The following is an 18,322-nucleotide window of genomic DNA, read 5'->3' on the forward strand; positions in this document are numbered from 1 at the left end:
CCTGTTCAACCCTCGTTTGAGCGGTCTTCGAACTGTTGGGGCCGACGGCTGGCCCGGCGCCGGGGGGCAGCACCCACCGGCATGGGCTGAGCCTGTTCGCTCAGCACTTCGCCCTTGAACACCCAAACCTTGATGCCGAGCACGCCGTAGGTCGTGCTGGCCACCTTGGTGGCGTAGTCGATGTCGGCACGCAGGGTGTGCAGGGGCACCCGACCCTCGCGGGTCCATTCCGTCCGGGCGATCTCAGCACCGTTCAGGCGACCGGACACCTGGATCTTCAGACCCAGAACGCCGGCACGCTGAGCGCGCTGCACAGCCATGCGGATGGTGCGGCGGAAGGCCACACGCTTCTCCAGCTGCTGGGCGATGTACTCGGCAAGGAGAAAGGCATCACCGTCGACGCGTTCGACCTCGACAACATTGATTCGCACCTGACGACTGGAGTCGCCGATGGTCTTCTGAATGCCGGAGCGAAGCTCTTCGATGCCGCTGCCTTGACGGCCGACTAGCACGCCGGGGCGTGCGGTCTTGAGTTCAACCTCCAGTTGATCGGCCTTGCGGGCGATCAGCACATCGCTGATGCCGGCGGAGCCGTACTTCTTGTGGATGAACTTGCGAATCCGGTCGTCCTCCTGGAGGAGGGCCGGATAGTTCTTGCTGGAGGCGTACCAGCGTGACCGGTGTTCCTGGGTGATCCCCAGGCGCAGACCGGTTGGGTTGATTTTGTGTCCCATTGGGTCAGAGTCCTCGGGGGTCAGGAATCGGTCTGAGCCGCCACAGCAATGCTGATGTGGCAGGTCTGTTTCTTGATCTGGTAAGCCCGGCCCTGGGCGCGGGGGCGATAGCGCTTCATGGAGGGGCCCATGTCAGCGGTCGCGCTCGAGATCACCAGAGATGAGGGGTCGAGACCGAGGTTGTGCTCAGCGTTGGCCACCGCAGACCGGAGCACCTTGGTGATCGGGCCAGTGGAGCGGTAGGGCATGAACTCGAGCATGATCAGCGCGTCGCGATAGGTGCGGCCACGGATTTGGTCGAGCACACGGCGCACCTTCGACACGGAGCCTCGGATGAAGCGACCGTGAGCCTGGGCGGTGGGTGCCGTTTGGGTTGACGATGTCATGGTTTAGCGGCCTCCTTTCTTGTCTCTGATGTGGCCCTTGAAGGTGCGGGTGGGAGCGAACTCTCCCAGCTTGTGGCCCACCATCTGCTCGGTGATGAACACCGGCACATGGGTGCGGCCGTTGTGAACCGCGATCGTGTGGCCGATCATCATCGGCAGGATCGTGGAGGCCCGTGACCAGGTCTTGATCACAGACTTGTCGTCGTTGTCGTTCTGCTTTTCAACCTTGCGAAGCAGGCTGTCGGCAATAAACGGACCTTTTTTGAGTGAACGTCCCATAACGGTTTAAGCAAGCGGATAAGTGATGGTTTGCATCAGGAATCGCGTCCGCCACGGCTCCGCTTGGAGGTCTTGCGACGCTTCCGGAGCACGTATTGGTTGCTGGGTTTGTTCCGCTTGCGGGTCTTGAGACCGAGGGCGGGTTTGCCCCAGGGGGTCACCGGTCCGGAACGGCCGATCGGTGCACGACCCTCACCACCACCGTGGGGGTGATCGCAGGGGTTCATCACACTGCCTCGAACCTGAGGACGGCGACCGAGCCAGCGGCGACGACCGGCCTTACCCAGGCTTGTGTTGCGCATCTCGGAGTTACCGACCTCGCCGAGGGTGGCGTAGCACTCGCGGCGAACCAGGCGAACCTCAGTGGAGGGCAGCTTCAGAGCGACGTAGTCGCCTTCTTTCGCCATCACCTGGGCACTGGCACCGGCGGTACGGACCATCTGGCCACCACGACCGGCGTAGAGCTCAACGCAGTGAACCGCCGAACCGAGGGGCACCGAGGACAACGGCATGGCGTTGCCGTTTTCGATCGGGGCATCAGGGCCGGAGACCACGGTCTGGCCCACCTGAACTCCTGCAGGAGCAAGGATGTAGCGCTTCTCGCCATCGGCGTAGAAGAGCAGTGCCAGACGCGCGTTGCGATGCGGGTCGTAGTGAATCGCGGCCACCTTGGCGGGGACACCGTGCTTGTTGCGACGGAAATCCACCACGCGATAGAGGCGCTTGTGGCCACCACCGCGGTGGCGGCAGGTGATCACACCGCGGTTGTTGCGGCCCTTGCGGCGGTGTTTGGCCACCACCAGGGTCCGCTCCGGCTTGCGGCTGGTGATCTCACTGAAATCAGTGACCACCCGGGTGCGGGTACCGGGGGTGTAGGGGCGGAAATTACGGATTGCCATGACGATTCAGACCCCTCAGGACTCAGGGAAGAGTTGGATCGAGTTGCCCTCCGCCAGGCGCACCACGGCTTTCTTCACCTGGGCACGTTTGCCGGCGAAGCGACCCATGCGACGGGAGCGTCGCGGGGGATTCATGGTGCTGATGCCGGTGACCTTCACATCGAAGAGCTGCTCAATGGCGGCCTTGATGTCGGGCTTTGCGGCGCGGTGGTCCACCTCGAAGGTGTACTGGTTGATTTCGAGGGCGCGGGTGGCCTTCTCGGTGATCAGGGGACGGCGGATCACATCCGCCAGGCGTCCTTGGAAACGTTCAGTCATCGCCGTAGACCTCCTGGATGGTTGCGAGAGCTTCCTCGCCCAGCACCAGAGCATTGGCGTGGAGCAGGTCGAAGACGTTCAGCTGATCTGCGGAGATCAACTTGACTTTCTCCAGGTTGCGCACAGAACGGCGCACAACATCGGAGGGGTTCGTCAGAACGATGAGCACCTTGGAGCCGGCAGCAACACCGAGGCGACCCAGAGCATCTGTGATCTCACGGGTCTTGGGGGCCTCCAGCGAAGCACCGAAGTCCTTCACGACGGTCACATCGTCAATGCGGGCCATCAGCGCGGTGCGCAGGGCCAGACGACGCTCCTTGCGGTTCATCGCAAGGTTGTACGTGCGGGGCTTGGGTCCAAAGATGATGCCGCCGCCGGGTTTCAGAGGAGTGCGGATCGATCCCTGACGGGCCCGACCAGTTCCTTTCTGCTTGTAGGGCTTGCGACCACCACCGCGCACTTCTGAGCGGGTGAGGGTGCTGGCGGTTCCTTGGCGTGCATGGGCCTGCTGACGCAGAACGGCCCGATGCATCAGGTCAACGGCGGTGGTCTCTTTGGCCACCTTCAGGTCCAGGGTTGCCTTGCCGGCTTCCTTGCCCTGCCAATCACGAACGACACAACTGGCCATCACTTACCTCCTTTGGCGGGCTTGGCGCCCACGCGCAAGGCCGGGCGGATGTTGAGCAGCGCACCAGGCTTGCCGGGCACGGATCCCTTCACCACCAGCAGGTTGTGCTTGCTGTCCACCTTGAGGATGGTCAGGCCGCGGGTGGTGATTTTCTTGCCGCCGTAGCGACCGGCCATCCGCTTTCCGGGATAGATGCGGCCCGGGGTCGTACCGGCACCGGTCGAACCGGGCTCGCGGTGGTTCTTCGAACCGTGGGTCATCGGACCCCGGCTGAAGCCGTGGCGCTTCTGGTAGCCAGCGAAGCCGCGGCCGACGGTGTCACCGCTGACGTCCACCTTTTGGCCGGCTTCGAAATCGCCGACGGTGATGGCGCCACCGAGTTCAAGACCTTCAACGCTGTCGACGCGGTATTCGCGCAGATGACGCAGAAGGCTCTCACCGGATTTGTTGAGGTGACCCTGGGCGGGCTTGTTGATCAGCTTCTCGCGGGTTTCGCCAAAGCCGATCTGCACTGCGGAATAACCGTCAGTGTCGTCGTTTTTGAGTTGGGTGATGCGGCAGGGGCCGGCTTCGATCAAGGTGACCGGAACAGCTCTGCCCTGCTCGTCGAAGAACTGGGACATACCCAGCTTCTTCCCGAGGATGCCGATGGACATGGATGGGGAGGAAGCGCCAGCGTGGACAACCACCAGGCGGAGAACCGCATGGGGTCAGGTGCTGATCGATTGGACGCAGACGTGGTTCGAAGCGGAACTCCCGAAGGAGTGGATTCGAATGGGCTAGCGAACGATTCAGCGAGGCTGGGACTTGCATCTGCACGATGTGCTGTTGCAGTTTCCCGACGGAGATTTCCGAAGAAAGCTTCCGTACTGGCCTGGGGATTCGACGCAATCGTCGAATCTGTTCTGCCGACTGGAGGCCCGGCTAGCGGACGGGCACAGAAACACAGAACAAACAACGAACCTACAACACCGACCTTCCCCCTCCCCTGATCCCTCTGCCTGCTGCCAGAATCTCCTCCAATCCCTGTAGCTGCCATGCCTCTGCTTCTCACCGGTCAGGCATTTCGCCGTGATCTCGAAGCCAATGGCTGTCTGGCGGTTCAGGCTCCGCTCGAAGGCGGTGCAGAAACCCGTCTATTAAGACGTCTGCGCGGCGCCGGTTACAGCACCCGCATGACTTCGGCCCGTGGTCTTGGTGACCCGGAGGTGTTTCTCACCCAGAAGCACGGCATTCGTCCGCCCCATCTCGGCCATCAAAGTGTTGGTCGTGGTGCTGCTGTGGGAGAAGTGCAGGAGGTGGCTCCCCAGCTCGGCGACCTGTTTGAAGGTGATGCTCCCGTGGCTCTCTGGCTGCTGGAAGGCCAGGTGCTCTCGCGCTCCGAACTTCTTTCGCTCTGCGATCTCTGCAAGCGCGAACCGCGTTTACGCATCATCGTGGAGATGGGTGGTGCTCGCAGCCTGAAGTGGGAACCGATGACCACATATCTGAAGGCCTGACGCCTGACGACGCCCTCGTTCAGGGCCGCTGGGTCAAGCTGATCTGTGGAGCAAGCAACCAGGATCTGCCGGCCATTGCCGACCTGACCGCAGTTTTCGCGGCTGTTGGCGTTCATTGCGTTGATGTGGCGGCCGATCCAGCGGTTGCCCTGGCAGCGCGTCGCGGCCTGGACTGGGCTGAGGCGCAAACAGGGCGTCGCCCCTGGCTGATGGTGAGCCTCAGCGATGGCACCGATGCTCACTTCCGCAAGGCCTGGTTCGATCCTGGCCGCTGCCCTGTGGACTGTCCGCGGCCCTGCGAAAGGATTTGTCCGGCGTCAGCGATTCCTCCCGCTGCTGGCATCGACCAGCAGCGTTGCTATGGCTGCGGCCGCTGCCTGCCGGCTTGCCCCCATGGGTTGATCGAGGAGCGCGACCACCGTTTGGCCCCTGAGCAGGTGATCTCCCTGCTCCAATCGATTCAGCCCGATGCTGTGGAGATTCACACCGCATATGGGCATGACGAGGGGTTCGCAACGCTGATCCAAAGCCTTCAGCAGCACAAGGTTCCCTTGCGGCGCTTGGCTGTGAGCTCCGGCTTGGAGGGCCACGGCGTGAAGGCCGATCAGTTGGCTGATTTGCTTTGGCGTCGCTATTCCCGCCTGCGGCAAGCCGGGTACAGACCCCTCTGGCAGCTGGATGGGCGTCCGATGAGCGGCGATGTGGGGGCTGGCACCGCGCGGGCTGCAGTTCAGCTCTGGCGTGCCATGCGGAGTCTGGCCCCGCCAGGCCCGCTGCAGCTGGCCGGTGGTACCAACGCCGCAACGCTGGAGTTCTTGCGTCCGACGGAGCGGCCGGCTGGCATCGCCTTTGGTGGTGTGGCCCGTCGCTTGCTGATGCCTGTGCTGGATGAGGCGCAAACCCGTGGCCTTGCCCTGTGGCAATGGCCCGAGGGTTGGAAGCGTGCCCTCTCCCTCGCGCGTCCATTGGTTGCGCCATGGCTGCAGCGCTCTTGCTAGAAGGCTGAAACGCGCAGATCCCATGGGCACGCAACGGGTCACCGACGATCTGGATCGCCTTCTCGAGCTCCTGCCGGATGCCGTGCAGGAGCAGTTGCGGCCGGAAGAAGCGCGAGAGCAGTTGCTTGAGGTGGTGCTCGATCTGGGTCGGGTTCCAGAAGCTCGTTATCCGGGCCGTGCCCTGGCGTTGGGTTCCACGCTTTTGTCCCGCGAGGATCTAACAGCTGTGGTGGCCAGGCTCGGTCAGTTCGGTGGCGACAACCGGGCGGGAATTGAACGAACGCTTCACCGGATCAGCGCGATTCGCAATCGTCAGGGTGAGGTGGTCGGTTTGACCTGCCGGGTGGGCCGAGCCGTGTTCGGCACCGTTGCCATGGTGCGGGACCTCCTGGATGGAGGGCAGTCCTTGTTGTTGATGGGGCGCCCGGGTGTTGGCAAGACAACGGCGTTGCGCGAGATCGCCAGGGTGCTTGCCGATGAGCTGGAGCGGCGCGTTGTTGTGATCGACACGAGCAATGAGATCGCCGGTGATGGCGATATCCCCCACCCCGCGATTGGTCGGGCCCGCCGCATGCAGGTGGCCAGGCCTGAGCTGCAGCACCAAACCATGATCGAGGCTGTGGAAAACCACATGCCCGAAGTCATCGTGATCGATGAGATCGGCACGGAGCTGGAGGCGCAGGCCGCGCGCACCATCGCTGAACGTGGTGTTGTGCTCGTCGCCACAGCCCACGGCAATGCTTTGGCCAACCTGATCAAGAACCCCACCCTCAGCGATCTGGTGGGGGGCATTCAGGCGGTCACCCTCGGGGATGAGGAGGCCCGGCGGCGGCGCAGTCAGAAGACGGTGTTGGAGCGCGCCGCCGAACCAACGTTTTCGGTGGCGGTTGAAATGCACAGCCGGCAGCGCTGGGCCGTGCACACCGACGTTGCCGCCACCGTGGATCAACTGCTCCGGGGCCTGAAGCCAAGGGTTCAGGAGCGCGAGCTGACGCCTGAGGGGGGCGTTCAGTTGGTGGACCCGCCTCAGGCTTCCGGTTTGCTGCGGCCTCCGTCTCTACGGTCGTTTGCGGATCAGCCGGTCTCCGCTCCCGTGCCCATGCCTGCAGCCAGTGCCCAAGGGGCCCGTGCGGCAGAGGAACCACCTCCGCAGGAGACCAGCTCCGAGCATCTGCAGGTTCTCTGTTGCGGGGTTCCACCTCGTGTTGTGGAAGAGGCCATCCGTTCCCACGGTTGGAAGGCGCGGGTGGTGGAGGACTTGAGTGAGGCTGATGTGGTGTTGAGCGTTCGGCTGGGCCTTAGTCGTCAACCATCACTGCGCCGTCAGGTCAGGGATCTGGGGATCCCGATCCTGGTGATCAAGTCCGACACCCTGCCCCAGGTGACCCGTGCCATGGCACGTCTTCTGCGCCGTCAGGCCACCGAAACAGCCGCAGAGGTCACTCCGCCGGATCGGGCGTCTCAGGACGATGAATTGGCCGCTCTCGAGGAATGCCGGCTTGCGGTGGAACAGGTGGTGATGCCGCAAGGCAGGCCGGTGGAGTTGCTGCCTCGCAGTGAGCGTGTTCTCCGGATGCAGGCCGACCTTGTGCGCCGTTACCGATTGCGCAGTGATGTCTTCGGTGAGGCTGAAATGTCACGCCTGAGAGTTTTCCCCCGCTGATCGGCCGTCGGTTGGTTCGCCCGGTGGATTGACGAAGGGTTGGCTGCTGTGGGTAACTATGTGTACTCCGGTGATCCGCAGGTCGCGGTTCAAACGGATTAATGGGCCGTCGCCAAGTGGTAAGGCAGCGGGTTTTGGTCCCGCCATTCCTAGGTTCGAATCCTAGCGGCCCAGTTTTCGTCCATGAATGATCGCCCCCTCCTGGTCTTCGACTTCGACGGGGTCGTCGTTGATGGCATGGCGGAGTACTGGTGGAGTGCCTGGCATGCCTGTCGTCGTCTTGAGGCTGCTCCAGAGGGCTTGACGCCTGATCAGGTGCCTGACGCTTTCCGACAGCTGCGGCCGTGGGTGCATCACGGTTGGGAGATGGTTCTGCTGGCCGCAGAGCTGCCGGTGCTGAACCTTCAGGTTTGGCTGGAGTCCTATGGGGACGCGCAGGCCTCGGCACTGCAACGGCGTGGATGGCGGCCGGAGCGGTTGCAGGCGGCCCTCGATGACGCCAGAGATCAAGCCGTTCGGCAGAGCCGTTCGGCTTGGTTGGCGCTGCATCGACCTTTCCCCGGCCTGGTGGAGCGGCTGCAGCAGTTGGAGGCTGAGGGGGTGGACTGGTCTGTTCTGACCACCAAAACCCAGACCTTCACAGCTGAACTGCTGAACAGCCTTGGCCTGCACCCTTGGCGCCTGGATGGCCGTGAGGCTGGCGCCAAGCCTCAGGTTCTGCTTCAGCTTCAGCAGCAGCGAAGGCTGTGTGGCTTTGTGGAAGACCGCCGGGCGACGCTGGAGGCGGTGCGCTCAACGCCAGGGTTAGAAGAGTTGCCCTGTTTTCTGGTGAGTTGGGGCTATCTTCGCCCGCAGGATCAGAGCGGTCTTCCCTCAGGGATTGCCCTGCTCCATCCAGATCGTTTTCGGGCCCCCCTGGCGCAGTGGCCCTGATTCGTTACGGTACGCTTGTACTACCTGAGACGATTCGGCGCTTCTGTGGCATTGGATCTCTCGTTCCTTAGTTTCAGGTCCTTCTCATGCCTGCAGATATGAAATCCGGCGCTTCCGATCCCCGTTCCTCCGGCGAGAGGGACAAGGCGCTGAATCTGGTGCTGGGTCAGATCGAGCGCAATTTCGGCAAGGGATCGATCATGCGGTTGGGCGATGCCTCCCGCATGCGGGTGGAGACGATTTCCACCGGTGCGCTGACCCTTGACCTCGCCTTGGGTGGTGGTTACCCGAAAGGTCGTGTGGTGGAGATCTACGGCCCGGAAAGTTCCGGTAAAACCACGCTCACCCTGCACGCGATTGCTGAGGTACAGAAGCGTGGTGGTGTTGCGGCCTTCGTGGATGCGGAGCATGCCCTGGATCCCGTTTATGCCGCTTCTCTGGGCGTTGACGTCGAGAACCTGCTGGTCTCTCAGCCCGACACCGGCGAGATGGCGCTGGAGATCGTTGATCAACTGGTGCGATCAGCAGCGGTGGATCTGGTCGTTGTCGACTCGGTGGCGGCCCTCACCCCTCGCGCTGAGATCGAAGGTGAGATGGGAGACCTGGCGGTTGGCAGTCAGGCGCGTCTGATGAGCCAGGCGATGCGGAAGATCACCGGCAACATCGGCAAGTCGGGTTGCACCGTCATCTTCCTCAACCAGCTGCGTCTCAAGATTGGTGTGACCTACGGCAACCCGGAGACCACCACTGGAGGCAACGCGCTCAAGTTCTATGCCTCGGTTCGCCTCGACATCCGTCGGATTCAGACCCTCAAGAAGGGAACCGAAGAATTCGGCATCAGGGCCAAGGTGAAAGTGGCGAAGAACAAGGTGGCGCCCCCCTTCCGCATTGCCGAATTCGACATTCTCTTTGGCCGCGGCATCAGCACCCTGGGCTGTCTGCTGGATCTGGCTGAAGAGACGGGTGTTGTTGTCCGCAAGGGCGCCTGGTACAGCTACGAGGGAGACAACATCGGTCAGGGTCGCGACAACACCATCTCCTGGATGGAGGAGAACCCGGACGCAACAGCCACCATCGAAACGTTGGTGCGTCAGAAGCTGACAGAAGGTTCTGAGGTGAAGGCGAATTCGATGCGCCCCCTAGCCGCCGCTGCGAAGACGGCTGCTGCTGATAAGTCGGCTCCTGCCAAGGCCTCAGAGGCGGCGGCCTGATTTCAGGCGGCCTGGGCCAGGGACTGCATGGCGCGGACCTGGCCTTCCTGGGCCAAATCGGCCATCCGCTGCAATTCCTGGATGGCTTCTGCTCCCTCCAGCTTCACCAGTTCTCGGCCGTTGCGGGATTCAACCCAGCTGATGCCGAAGTCGGAGACAAGAAAGCGCACCATGTGGCCATCGCCGATGTCAGCCACAAACGAAGCTCCATGGCCATCGCGGCCGTCGCCACAGGAATAGCAAGTGGCTGTGAAGCCTGCGCTTTGAAGGCTGCTGGCGAGGGCCTGCAGGCTCATCACCAGGTCTTCAACAACGGATCGATAGTGTTCGGCGAGGCGCGGAAACATAACTGAGTCTCCATTGAGACCCAGCCTAAAGGTTTTCTTTTGTTTTCGTTTGTTGGGTTGAGCCGGTTGCTCAGGGGGTATCCGCCAGCGTCCACCATCCGGCCGCTGGGCCAATGAAGCGCACCGTGATCCAGAGCACCACCATCCCTCCGATTCCGATCCAGGCGCCGCGGGTGGTCACCGCCATGAACTGCTGCGTCTGATTGCGGGTGAGCGGAAGCCAGGACACCACCCGTGGAGAGGTGTCCACGGCTTTGGTGCTGGCTTTGGGTTGACGAGGGGGTAAGCCTTGGGCTGCCCGGCGGCGTGCTTCTCCCATGCACTTCTGAGCGTTGCAAGGAGGCTAAGCGTTGTTCACTCCGGCAGCAGTCGCTGCAATGGAATCCAAGGTTCCAGTCGATTCAGCACCTGATCACCCCAGCTGCGCCCTCGCAGGCGGCCATCGAGGATGGCCAGGCGACCACCGCTGCGGCGCAGGGGCGCAATGGCGGTAGGGATCAGGCTCAGGGCTTCTGGCAGCAGCAGGGTGCGGAACCAGTCCTCTCCCTGCTGTTTCATTCGCTCCACTCGAGCCGAGGTGAGCGGATTGTCCAGGCTGGCGATGGGGAGCATGCCGACAATCAGCTGTGCTGGGGCCGGCAGTTGCTCCTGATGCTCCAGCCACCAGTCCCAGTTGCAGGTCACCACGCCATTGCTTTCGGGTGCTGTCGACTCATGCATCACACGGCGTCCGAATTCCGCAGCCAGGGAGCTGGTTAGCTGCCGACGCAGCTGGTCGTCATTGATCAGAACAAGGGTGAGCCCCGCCTGGCCAAGGATGAGTCTTCTGCTCTCCTCCAGGAGGTGTTGGGCGTAGATCCGGGTGTTCGGCAGCGGCTGGCGACGCGGGGCATAGACGCGGAGCGGTTCATTCAGCTCCCGTTCCCGCAGTGTTGCCCGCACGTCGGGGACAACGCCGGCCTGTTCAAATTCCAGATCAAGCCTGGCGTTGTCACCATTGCTGCTGAACATCAGGCAGGGGTGATCCAGCAGCACCCCCCGCAGCAGTTGGAGTGGTTCGAGGGGGGCCAGCTTCCAGCGCCACTGGAGCAGCCGGTGATCCAGTTCAGCCCATTGACTCCACTCCGCCGGGTTGATGCTGCGGAGGCTGTTCCACGGTTCAGGGCTGGCTGGCATCAGCTGGAGCAGGTCACGCAGGGCCTGCCCGGCTGAGCCTTCGAGTCGCACGGCGCCATCGGGCCTCGTGGCATCAGCGAACAGCTGCCGGCTCATGCGGTCATGCAGTTCCAGCAATCCGGATTCCGCTTGGGGACAGGCCTGGCGCAGCTCATCCCAGTGCTGATGCTCGATCTCCAAGGTGAGAGCGTTGCGCATCCGCCGGCTCAACTGATCCATCTCCGGGATAAGCAGTTGCCGTTGGCCCAAGTGCCCGTCGCGATGGGCCCGAATCAGCTCGCCAACATCCATCAGCCAGAGCTGTGGACCCTCCGGAGGGGTCGGTCCCTGCCAGCAGGGGAGCCTCAGGCCTTGGTTGCGTAGACGGGGCAATTCCAGCTGGAGCAGACGCCGGCGCTGGGGGGGCGTCAGCACCAGCGCCCCCGCTTCGGGAGCCAGGCACAGCGGCACCAGCAGACCGAGCCACCAGCGTTCGCTGCTGCTGGGGGGGAGCTGAACGAGTGTTGTGTCGCGACGCCTCAGGCTTCGTGCCACCAGCCGGCTCAGGGTCAGGTGGTGGGGCCAGTCCGATTCCTCCTGACGGAGCAGGGTTTTGATCTGGTGGTGGGCCTGGGCTTCCAACATCGTTAAACCCTAAGCAGGGTTCCCCTGGCGATTGGTTCATGGCAATCCATCCATCAACATGGCTTCACGACCCTGCGGGAGAGATGGCGGTGCAACCGGGACGTGTGGGGATCGTTGGCCTTGGTTTGATCGGGGGATCCCTTGGTCTGGATCTGCAGGCGCGGGGCTGGACGGTGCAGGGCCTTGTGCATCGTCAGGCCACGGCGGATCGCGCCATGGCCCGAGGGCTGGTGGGCGCGGTGTCGACCGATCCCAGCTGCCTCTCGGGTTGCGACCTTGTGATCCTGGCGTTGCCCATTCCCTTGCTGCTGAACCCACCGGATGAGCTCATTGCGGCCCTGCCTGAAGCAGCGGTGATTACCGATGTTGGTTCGGTCAAACAACCTGTGTTGGAGGCTTGGCGCCTGCGACATCCCCGCTTTGTGGCCAGTCACCCCATGGCAGGCACAGCTCAGGCGGGCGTTGAGGCCGGTGTGCTGGATCTGTTCCGCGGCCGCCCTTGGATCGCGACTCCCAATGCGTCGACAGACCCCGCTGCCCTGGCTCAGGTTCGTGATCTGGCCGTCAGCGTGGGTGGTCATTGGCTGACGGCCACCGCGTCACAGCATGACCAGGCTGTGGCTCTGATTTCCCACATGCCGGTGCTGGTGAGTGCTGCACTGCTGCGGGCAGTCGGCGATGAACGGGATCCGGAGATCCGTCAGTTGGCCATGGTGCTGGCGTCCAGTGGCTTTGCCGACACCAGTCGTGTGGGTGGCGGGAATCCCGAGCTGGGGGTGGCGATGGCTTCCACCAATCGGGATGCGGTGTTGCGTGGCTTGGCGGCCTACCGCTGGAGCCTTGAGCAGCTCGAAGATGCCGTGCTCCAGCAAAACTGGTCTCAGCTCGCGTTGGAACTGCGCCGAACGCAGACCCTGCGCCCGGATTTTTTGAAGGCGCCTTGGGAGGTCAGCTCCGAAAACTGAGCGGTTGACCCCGTTCGGCCCTGAGCTGCCGGCAGGCATTGAGGGCTGACAGGCTCACCCCCGCTGTGCCCTCGCCCGGATGGAGGCTGTCGCCGCAGAGCCAAAGCCCCGGCATGGGCGTTCGTCCTGCCAGGCCGAAGGGGCCGAACCGGCTTGGATGCTGTCCAAGGCCCCCGACCATGCCGTTGGGACGGCCCGTCCAGCCGGCGAAGCCCCGTGGTGTTGCCAGTTCAGCGTGCAACCAGGCGTCGTCTTCGAGCGAGAGCCAGCGGTTCAATTCGGCTTGGATCAAGTTCAGCATCTCTGTTTTGCGCTGCTGGTACTCCGGCTCCGGCAAGCGGCACCAGTCACCTGTTGGGGTGAACACGCTGGCAATCAAGGTGGCCTGCCCCTGGGGTGCACGCCCATCGCCCTCGCGGCTGATGGAGACGAACAGAGGCCCTGGGGATGCGCAGCCCCGCTGGAGATGGCCTGGGCAGGAATCTGGCAGTGCATTACGCCGCACCGCTCCGTAAAGCACCAGCGCACCACTCGGTTCATGCAGGTTGTCCAGTCGCTTGCGGTACCCCTGGGGCAGTTGATCCGGTTCGATCAGCTCCTGCAGGCACTGGGGCGGCAGGCTGCAGACCACATCGCGGCTGTTGCGTTGGTGTTCCGTGCCCTTGCCGGTGCTGATCGTCACTTGCCAACCGGATGAGCTGGGCTGCAGCTTGGTGACCCGATGCTTCATCAGCACCGTTCCGCCGTCGCGCTCAATGGCTGCCACCAGCTGATTGCTCAACACCTGCATCGATCCCTTCAGATGCCAGAGCCCGAGCGGTGCTTGGGCCATATGCAGGACGGTTGCGCCGTACAGCGCCGCTGTGCGATCGGCTGGTTCTTGGGAGTACAGCTTCAGCTGGAGGTCGAGAAAGCGCCGCAGCCGTTGATCGTCACCGCACCCGCACAGCTGCAACAGATCAGCGATGGTCAGACCTGTGAACAGTCCCGATGCCAGCGTTGCGGGCCGAAGGGCCCGCAGCAATGTGCCGAGATCCCAGAGGGAGCGCGGCGTCACCACAGGGTCCTGGCTGGCGAACTGCCAGTTGCTGGAATGCAACTGATGGCAAAGGCTCCAGAAGCGCTGGCTGCCTGGGAATTGACGTTCACGCTCGGCGGCCCAGGCGTCCGGGTCATGCCAGAGCGAAATGGGAGGGGAACCATCGCCCAGGTCGACCACACAACCTGGGTCCAGAAGCTCTGCGCTGGGCAGAGGCATGTCCAGATGCTTCAGCAGTCGCGCATGACTGCCTCCGGGCTCCAATCCAGCCACCTGGGTCGCCCCAACATCGAACACCCATGGACCACGCCGGAATGTTCCCGCACATCCCCCCGGTTGTTGATGCGCTTCCAGCAGCGTGACCTTGACGCCATCGCGGGCCAGGAGTGCTGCTGCGGTTAAGCCAGCGATCCCACCGCCCACCACGATCACGCTGGAATCGCTCACGATGCCCTGAAGAATCGGGCCATGCTGGCAAGACAGGGGGCCTGCTGAGGATGAACAGCGAACTGCGCCGGGATCTCACCGCGAAGGATGGGCCATTGGCGGGGGCTGTGATCACAGACGTCTCCCCCGTTGGTGGGGGCTGCATTCATCAGGCCTGGAAACTTCGCCTCCGTGATGGCCAGGTGTTGTTTGCCAAAACTGGTGGCGCCAGCGCCCTACCCCTGTTTGAGGTGGAGGCGGAGGCCCTCGAGGCCCTGCATGCCCAATCTGATGCCTCGTTCCTGGTTGTGCCGCAGCCCATCGCTCTGGCAGCACTGCCCCACGGTGCGGTGCTGCTGTTGCCTTGGCTGGATTTTGGTGGCAGCGACCAAACAGCCCTTGGCCGGGGTTTGGCCTTGCTGCACCAGTCGTCGATGGCCTCCAGCCCAGCTCGTTTCGGCTGGCACCGGGATGGCTTCATCGGCGCTGGGTCTCAACCCGGTGGGTGGCGTGATGACTGGGGATCGGCCTTCGTGGAGCTCAGGCTGCGCCCGCAGCTCGACATCCTTGATGGGTTGCAGCAGGATTCGATGGACCTCAATCCGTTGTTGCTGCGCCTCGCCGAGCACTTGAACGAGCATCAACCGTGTCCTGCGTTGGTGCACGGCGATCTCTGGGGTGGGAATGCTGCCAGCCTCAGCGATGGACGGGGGAGCATTTTTGATCCCGCCAGCTGGTGGGCTGATCGGGAAGTTGATCTGGCCATGACCCTGCTGTTCGGCGGCTTCGGTGAAGCCTTCCGCTCGGGTTATCGGGAGGTGATTCCCGAGGCTTCAGGCGCTGACGGTCGGGTGGAGATCTACAACCTGTACCACCTGCTCAACCACGCCAATTTGTTTGGGGGGAGTTATCTGAGCCAATGCCGAGCCAGTCTCAAAGATCTGGCTCGGAGGCTTTGAGGCTCAGCCCAGATACTCCTTCCGGAGGGTTTGAACACGCTGAACCAGTGCATTGCGCTTGTCGCTGGTGGTGAGGTTCTTCCAGCTCCATTGGCCCACCACAACCACGCCGAGCAGTTCCAGCAGGCCCGGAACGATCGGCAACAGGTTGATCGTGTCGAGGATTCCCTTGATCAGGATCTGGGCAATGATCACGGCAGCAAAGATGCCGACGATCTTGCCGATGCGTCCCATCTGGCTCCAGTCGACCTGATCGAGCGTGTCGTTCACCTTGCCCAGTACGTCGCTGTAGCGCTCAGCGAAGGAGGTGGTGTCCTCCTGTTCAGGGGTTTCGAGCGGTGTCGTCACGGTTGTGGCGGCATCCTTAACTTCAGTGGTGGCGTCACTCATGAGAACGACTAAATCCTTCACAATTTCAGCTGAGCGTATCGGTGCGACGGGGTCTACGCCATCCGTGCTGCAAATTGATCACCGATGCCACACGGATCTGGCCCGGATTTTGTTGGCGCCCCACCCCGAAGAAGGCTGCGCCTTGCTGCTGGGACAACGGACGAATTCAGGCTGTTTGAGGCTGACCACGACCTGGCCCTGTTGCAATGTCTGGGGACGGGGTGCATCCGGTCAGCAGCCTGTCCACGACCGTCGCAGCAGGTTTCTGGTGGATCCGAGGGAGCAGTTGGCAGCCCAGCGATGGGCGCGGGATCGCCATCAACGTTGTCTTGGCGTGGCCCATTCCCATCCGGCGTCCGCGCCCGTTCCCTCGCCCCAGGATCGGCGCTTGGGACAAACGGAGAGTCTGATGTTGATCCTCTCTGCCTCGCTTGGCCTGCGGGCCTGGTGGCTGCATGGGGACCGCAGTGTGGATGAAATCCCGATTCAGCTCTGGGACACTCAAAACCATGCATGACCACGCGATGCTGAGTGCCGATGAGCGGGGGCGCTACGCCCGCCATCTGATCCTTCCCGAGGTTGGTGCTGCCGGTCAGCTCCGGTTGAAGTCTGCTTCTGTGCTTTGTGTTGGCAGCGGTGGGCTGGGATCCCCCCTGTTGCTGTATTTGGCCGCGGCAGGGGTTGGTCGTATTGGAATCGTGGATGGAGATGTGGTGGAGCTGTCCAATCTCCAGCGGCAGGTGATCCACAGCTCCAGCGGGGTTGGCGGCTCCAAGGCCCGCTCAGCCGCAGCGCGGATCCACGACCTCAATCCCCACTGCAAGGTGGAGGTGCATGAACATATGCTGGATGTGGGCAATGCTTTGGATCTCATCGGTGCCTATGACCTGGTCTGTGACGGCACCGACAACTTCCCCAGCCGGTATCTGATCAACGACGCCTGTGTGTTGCTCGGCAAGCCCCTCGTCTACGGCTCCGTGCAGCGCTTTGACGGTCAGGTCAGCGTGTTCAACCTCACGCCGACGAGCCCCAATTACCGCGATCTGCTGCCGGAACCCCCTCCCCCGGACGCTGTTCCGTCTTGCTCGGAGGCTGGGGTGATGGGTGTGATGCCGGGGTTGATCGGTCTGCTTCAGGCCACCGAGGCGATCAAACTGATCACCGGCATTGGTGAGTGCCTGGACGGTCGGCTGTTGGTGGTCGACGCCCTGGCGATGCGATTTCGCGAACTTACCCTCCGCGTTGATCCCGACCGACCGAAAGTCGAGAGCCTGATTGACTACCGCCAGTTGTGCCGTCCGGCGTCATCGGAGATGGAAGCCATCACTGTCATGGAGCTGAAGGCCCTGCTCGACTCCGCTCCAGACGAGATTGCGCTGGTTGATGTGCGCAATCCTGCTGAAGCAGAGGTGGCTTCGATTGAAGGAAGCCACTTGGTGCCGTTGGCTTCGCTGGAGAGTGGTGAGGCGATCGATCGCATTCGTGCATTGGCAGAGGGACGGCGCCTTTTGGTGCACTGCAAGCTCGGGGGGCGCTCTGCCAGGGCCGTTGAGCTGTTGGCTAAGCAGGGCATCGCGGCAACGAATGTGACCGGTGGAATTGATGCCTGGTCTCAGCAGGTGGATCCTGTAATCCCTCGCTACTGAACCCCAGAATTAGTAATCCACCCCACGCTTCAGGTCCACGCCCTGTTCGGCGTAGTGCTTGTGGCACACCATTTCGGAATGGATGCTGGCCAGATCGAAGTAGGCGGGCGGGTTTTTGCAGCGCCCCGTGATGATCACCTCGGTTTCCGCCGGTTTGCGCAGCAGGGTCTGCAGGATCGGCTCAACGGGGAGCAGCTCCAAATCGACCGTGGGGTTTAACTCATCGAGGATCACAGTCTTGTAGAGGCCGCTGGAGATGGCGGCTCGAGCGATCTCCCAGGCCCTCTCAGCCTCCACGTAATCGATCGGTTCCTGCTGGCCCCGCCAGACGATGGCATCGCGGCCGGAGCGGAGGTGGTCCACCAGATGGGGATAGCTCTCGCGAAGGGCAGCGATGGCTGCATCTTCGGTGTAACCGCTGCCGCCTTTGAGCCACTGCAGGATCAAGACCCGATGGCTCTTGTCCTGGCTGATGCCCCTCCCGATGGCCTGCAGCGCTTTGCCCAGCGCACTGGTTGATTTGCCTTTGCCTTCACCGGTGTAGATCTCGACGCCGCTGCTCACATTGAGAGGCACCACCCGGGTGTCGTTCATGCCCGGACGGCGATGGGCCCGCATCTCGGAGTGGAGGTCGGCCTCACGCACCAAGGGGGCCGGTGCAGCCCGACCGGTGACGATGATCTCCATCCCCTCCGGCCGGTTGCTGAGGGTGCGCACCACGTCCTCCAGGTCCAGCAGGCCGAGATCGAGCACAGGATTCAGCTCGTCCAGAACCACCACCGAGTAGAGGGCGCTGGCGATCGCGCCCTTGGCGATCACCCAGCCCCGCTGGGCTTCGTCGCGGTCGAACCGGGTGGCTTCATCAGCGGTGAAGTGATCGGCCCGTCCGGTGCGCAGGTGGTCGATCAGATGGGGGAAGCCCTGTTGCAGAGCTTCGATGGCCGCATCCTCGTCGTAGGCCCGGCCTGGGCCTTTGAGAAAGCGCAACAGCAGCACCCGGGTCTGGCGTTGTTCGCAGATGCCGAGCCCAATGGTGCGCAACACAACCCCAAGGGCTGCCTGGCTTTTGCCCTTGCCCTCGCCGTCATAGATGTGCAGCTGTCCATGGCTGCGCTCGCGGCTGTCCGCTGCGGTGACGATGCCAATGCTTCGAGGCATGGGGACAGCTCTTACCGTTGGAGCCTACCTAGCTCAACTGGTTT

General features: G+C 62.9%; 22 protein-coding genes and 1 tRNA gene. 10 read left to right on the forward strand and 13 right to left on the reverse strand.

Going from position 1 to position 18,322, the window contains the following annotated elements; all coding sequences use genetic code 11:
• Window positions 1-5 precede the first annotated feature (5 nt).
• The 7 genes from rpsC to rplC are packed head-to-tail and all read right to left on the reverse strand — an operon-like array spanning window position 6 to window position 3,900.
• Window positions 6-734, reverse strand: a complete 729-nt coding sequence (gene rpsC, locus DXY02_RS00315; protein WP_011363386.1) for a 30S ribosomal protein S3 — start codon at window positions 732-734, stop codon at window positions 6-8.
• 20 nt (window positions 735-754) lie between these two features.
• Window positions 755-1,120: a 50S ribosomal protein L22 gene (rplV, locus tag DXY02_RS00320; RefSeq protein ID WP_114987273.1), complete on the reverse strand. Its 366-nt coding sequence runs from the start codon at window positions 1,118-1,120 to the stop codon at window positions 755-757.
• Between the two features lie 3 nt (window positions 1,121-1,123).
• A complete protein-coding gene (rpsS, locus tag DXY02_RS00325) occupies window positions 1,124-1,399 on the reverse strand; it encodes a 30S ribosomal protein S19 (protein ID WP_006849645.1) in 276 nt (91 codons plus the stop codon).
• A 35-nt stretch (window positions 1,400-1,434) separates the two neighbouring features.
• Window positions 1,435-2,298 carry a 50S ribosomal protein L2 gene (gene rplB, locus DXY02_RS00330; protein ID WP_006851794.1) on the reverse strand — a complete coding sequence of 288 codons (864 nt, stop codon included), beginning with the start codon at window positions 2,296-2,298 and terminating at the stop codon, window positions 1,435-1,437.
• Between the two features lie 15 nt (window positions 2,299-2,313).
• The gene (locus DXY02_RS00335) at window positions 2,314-2,616 is read right to left on the reverse strand and encodes a 50S ribosomal protein L23 (RefSeq protein WP_006850625.1); all 303 of its coding nucleotides are present in this window, start codon (window positions 2,614-2,616) and stop codon (window positions 2,314-2,316) included.
• Complete coding sequence (gene rplD / locus DXY02_RS00340; RefSeq protein WP_114987276.1) at window positions 2,609-3,244, reverse strand: 50S ribosomal protein L4; 636 nt, start codon at window positions 3,242-3,244, stop codon at window positions 2,609-2,611. Before rplD ends, DXY02_RS00335 begins: the two co-directional genes overlap by 8 nt.
• Entirely contained in the window at window positions 3,244-3,900 is a 657-nt protein-coding gene (gene rplC, locus DXY02_RS00345; RefSeq protein ID WP_114987279.1) for a 50S ribosomal protein L3, read from the reverse strand. The genes rplD and rplC overlap by 1 nt, the downstream gene beginning before the upstream one ends.
• A 381-nt stretch (window positions 3,901-4,281) precedes the next feature.
• Here rplC and DXY02_RS00350 point away from each other — a divergent pair, with 381 nt between their 5' ends.
• The 6 genes from DXY02_RS00350 (at window position 4,282) to recA (ending at window position 9,548) form a co-directional block, all read left to right on the forward strand.
• Window positions 4,282-4,743, forward strand: coding sequence for an NAD(P)H-quinone oxidoreductase subunit N (locus DXY02_RS00350; protein ID WP_006850745.1), 462 nt, complete (start codon window positions 4,282-4,284; stop codon window positions 4,741-4,743).
• Window positions 4,710-5,741 carry an LdpA C-terminal domain-containing domain gene (locus tag DXY02_RS00355; protein ID WP_114987281.1) on the forward strand — a complete coding sequence of 344 codons (1,032 nt, stop codon included), beginning with the start codon at window positions 4,710-4,712 and terminating at the stop codon, window positions 5,739-5,741. The genes DXY02_RS00350 and DXY02_RS00355 overlap by 34 nt, the downstream gene beginning before the upstream one ends.
• A gap of 22 nt (window positions 5,742-5,763) precedes the next feature.
• A complete protein-coding gene (locus DXY02_RS00360; protein WP_114987283.1) occupies window positions 5,764-7,404 on the forward strand; it encodes an AAA family ATPase in 1,641 nt (546 codons plus the stop codon).
• 102 nt (window positions 7,405-7,506) lie between these two features.
• A tRNA-Gln gene (locus DXY02_RS00365) sits at window positions 7,507-7,578 on the forward strand.
• A 9-nt stretch (window positions 7,579-7,587) separates the two neighbouring features.
• Window positions 7,588-8,337 (forward strand): HAD family hydrolase, encoded by a 750-nt coding sequence (locus tag DXY02_RS00370; protein ID WP_114987285.1) that lies wholly within the window; start codon window positions 7,588-7,590, stop codon window positions 8,335-8,337.
• Window positions 8,338-8,423: 86 nt separating this feature from the next.
• On the forward strand, window positions 8,424-9,548 hold the full coding sequence (recA, locus tag DXY02_RS00375; RefSeq protein ID WP_025362062.1) for a recombinase RecA: 1,125 nt from the start codon (window positions 8,424-8,426) through the stop codon (window positions 9,546-9,548).
• A 2-nt stretch (window positions 9,549-9,550) separates the two neighbouring features.
• Here the strand turns inward: recA and DXY02_RS00380 are convergent, their stop codons facing one another.
• The 3 genes from DXY02_RS00380 to DXY02_RS00390 all read right to left on the reverse strand — a co-directional run bounded on the left by DXY02_RS00380 (window position 9,551) and on the right by DXY02_RS00390 (window position 11,695).
• Window positions 9,551-9,895, reverse strand: a complete 345-nt coding sequence (locus tag DXY02_RS00380; protein WP_114987287.1) for a DUF1815 family protein — start codon at window positions 9,893-9,895, stop codon at window positions 9,551-9,553.
• Between the two features lie 70 nt (window positions 9,896-9,965).
• Window positions 9,966-10,214 (reverse strand): DUF2839 domain-containing protein, encoded by a 249-nt coding sequence (locus DXY02_RS00385; RefSeq protein ID WP_114987291.1) that lies wholly within the window; start codon window positions 10,212-10,214, stop codon window positions 9,966-9,968.
• Window positions 10,215-10,249: 35 nt separating this feature from the next.
• Window positions 10,250-11,695: a helicase gene (locus DXY02_RS00390; protein WP_114987293.1), complete on the reverse strand. Its 1,446-nt coding sequence runs from the start codon at window positions 11,693-11,695 to the stop codon at window positions 10,250-10,252.
• A gap of 83 nt (window positions 11,696-11,778) precedes the next feature.
• Between DXY02_RS00390 and DXY02_RS00395 the strand changes: the two genes are divergently transcribed.
• On the forward strand, window positions 11,779-12,660 hold the full coding sequence (locus tag DXY02_RS00395; protein ID WP_114987295.1) for a prephenate/arogenate dehydrogenase: 882 nt from the start codon (window positions 11,779-11,781) through the stop codon (window positions 12,658-12,660).
• On the opposite strand, the gene crtD is transcribed toward DXY02_RS00395, so the two are convergent.
• Window positions 12,644-14,146 (reverse strand): C-3',4' desaturase CrtD, encoded by a 1,503-nt coding sequence (gene crtD / locus DXY02_RS00400; RefSeq protein WP_114987296.1) that lies wholly within the window; start codon window positions 14,144-14,146, stop codon window positions 12,644-12,646. The genes DXY02_RS00395 and crtD overlap by 17 nt on opposite strands.
• 50 nt (window positions 14,147-14,196) lie before the next feature.
• Here crtD and DXY02_RS00405 point away from each other — a divergent pair, with 50 nt between their 5' ends.
• Window positions 14,197-15,084 (forward strand): fructosamine kinase family protein, encoded by an 888-nt coding sequence (locus DXY02_RS00405; RefSeq protein WP_114987297.1) that lies wholly within the window; start codon window positions 14,197-14,199, stop codon window positions 15,082-15,084.
• A gap of 3 nt (window positions 15,085-15,087) precedes the next feature.
• On the opposite strand, the gene DXY02_RS00410 is transcribed toward DXY02_RS00405, so the two are convergent.
• Entirely contained in the window at window positions 15,088-15,474 is a 387-nt protein-coding gene (locus tag DXY02_RS00410) for a CAAD domain-containing protein (RefSeq protein ID WP_114987298.1), read from the reverse strand.
• Here DXY02_RS00410 and DXY02_RS00415 point away from each other — a divergent pair.
• Both DXY02_RS00415 and moeB read left to right on the forward strand, forming a co-directional pair.
• Entirely contained in the window at window positions 15,473-15,991 is a 519-nt protein-coding gene (locus DXY02_RS00415; RefSeq protein WP_114987299.1) for a M67 family metallopeptidase, read from the forward strand. The two genes, DXY02_RS00410 and DXY02_RS00415, sit on opposite strands and share 2 nt — an antisense overlap.
• Window positions 15,984-17,120, forward strand: a complete 1,137-nt coding sequence (moeB, locus tag DXY02_RS00420; protein ID WP_114987300.1) for a molybdopterin-synthase adenylyltransferase MoeB — start codon at window positions 15,984-15,986, stop codon at window positions 17,118-17,120. The genes DXY02_RS00415 and moeB overlap by 8 nt, the downstream gene beginning before the upstream one ends.
• Before the next feature lie 9 nt (window positions 17,121-17,129).
• On the opposite strand, the gene DXY02_RS00425 is transcribed toward moeB, so the two are convergent.
• A complete protein-coding gene (locus DXY02_RS00425; protein WP_114987301.1) occupies window positions 17,130-18,278 on the reverse strand; it encodes a cob(I)yrinic acid a,c-diamide adenosyltransferase in 1,149 nt (382 codons plus the stop codon).
• Window positions 18,279-18,322 lie beyond the last annotated feature (44 nt).

The sequence above is a fragment of the Synechococcus sp. N19 genome (assembly GCF_900474045.1).
Lineage (GTDB): Bacteria > Cyanobacteriota > Cyanobacteriia > PCC-6307 > Cyanobiaceae > Parasynechococcus.